This window comes from Mycobacterium sp. SMC-21 (genome assembly GCF_045310825.1).
Lineage (GTDB): Bacteria > Actinomycetota > Actinomycetes > Mycobacteriales > Mycobacteriaceae > Mycobacterium.
This window is the reverse complement of sequence record NZ_JBJIAO010000094.1, coordinates 1-1488: the sequence shown is the minus strand read 5'-3', so window position 1 is coordinate 1488 and position 1488 is coordinate 1. Positions and strand designations below refer to the sequence as shown.

1 protein-coding gene is annotated in these 1488 nt (G+C 66.1%); it reads right to left on the bottom strand.

Annotation, left to right across the window (positions count from 1 at the left end):
- Positions 1-33: 33 nt before the first annotated feature.
- Positions 34-1353, bottom strand: a complete 1320-nt coding sequence (locus ACJH6H_RS29665) for an IS256 family transposase (protein WP_016894482.1) — start codon at positions 1351-1353, stop codon at positions 34-36.
- Positions 1354-1488 lie beyond the last annotated feature (135 nt).

Sequence of the window (1488 nt, the reverse complement as noted above, 5' to 3'; positions counted from 1 at the left end):
GAGTAATTGTCAATACCTGTGGATTGGTGTTTTTCAGGCGACCTCCGTTCCGGTCGGGGTGGCCGGGTTGTCGGCCGGTTCGGGTGGGGTGATGTCGACGGGTCGTTCGAGCAGTTTGCCTTTGTGGAACACCGCTCCGGCCCGGACCAGGGCGACCAGGTGCGGGGCGTTCACCGCCCGCCAGCGGGCTTGTGCGGCGTCAATGAGCTTGTAGGCCATGGCGATACCCGCCGCGCGGGAACCCGGCCCCTTGGTGACCTTGGTGCGCAACCGGACCGTGGCGAAGGTCGACTCGATCGGATTGGTGGTGCGCAGATGTACCCAGTGCTCGGCGGGATAGTGGTAGAACTCCAGCAGCACATCGAGGTCGTCAACGATCTTGGCCACGGCCTTGGGGAACTTGGCGCCGTAGTCCAGTTCGAAGGCTTTGACCGCGACCTGCGCGTGGTCGATGTCCTCGGCGCCCGCGATTTCCCGCATCGCCGCGATCGCCCCCGGATGCGCCGACTTCGGTAGTGCGGCAAGGACATTGGCCTGCTTGTGAAACCAGCACCGCTGCTCACGGGTATCGGGGAACACCTCACGGACCGCTTTCCAGAACCCCAGAGCACCGTCCCCGACCGCGAGCACCGGGGCGCGCATGCCACGGCGCCGGCAGTCCCGCAGCAGATCCGCCCACGAGTCCGCTGATTCGCGGTACCCGTCGGTCAGCGCGACCAGTTCCTTGCGGCCGTCGGCGCGCACCCCCAGCATCACCAGCAGGCACAGTTTGTCCTGCTCCAGGCGGACCTTGAGATGGATGCCGTCCACCCACAGGTACACATAATCGGTGCCCGACAGGTCCCGGCGGCCGAACGCGGCGGCCTCGTCCTGCCACTGCGCGGTCAGTCGGGTGATCGCCGGAGCCGAGAGCCCCGCCCCCGAGCCGAGGAACTGCTCCAACGCCGGACCGAAGTCGCTGCTGGACAGGCCATGCAGGTACAGCAACGGCAGCACCTCGGCCATCTGCGGGGACTTACGCGCCCACGCCGGCAGTATCTTCGACGAGAATCGTTGCCGCTCACCGGTTTCCGGATCGACCCGTTTGTCGTTGACCCGCGGCGCCTTCACCTCGATCGCCCCAGCGCCGGTGAGCACCTCCCGGACGTTGTGGTGGCCGTTGCGGACCACCAGCCGGTGCCCATTCTCGTCGACCTGATCGACGAACTGGTCGACATAGGCGGCGACCTCGGCCTGCAAAGCGGCGGCCAGCATCTGCCGGGCACCGTCGCGGACAATCTCATCCAACAACGACCGACCGGCACCGCTGCGGGTGTCGTTGGCCTGCGCGACATCGTGAACTACGGTGAGCACGGGCGTGCCTTCCCAACCAGCGCGCCAACGCCGGTCTTGATCAGAAACGAACTGGACTTGTGATCATCCCCGGGAAGGCGCGCCCACATTCACGCCGCCCTACCAAGGCTCATCCACAGGTTCTGATCATTGCTC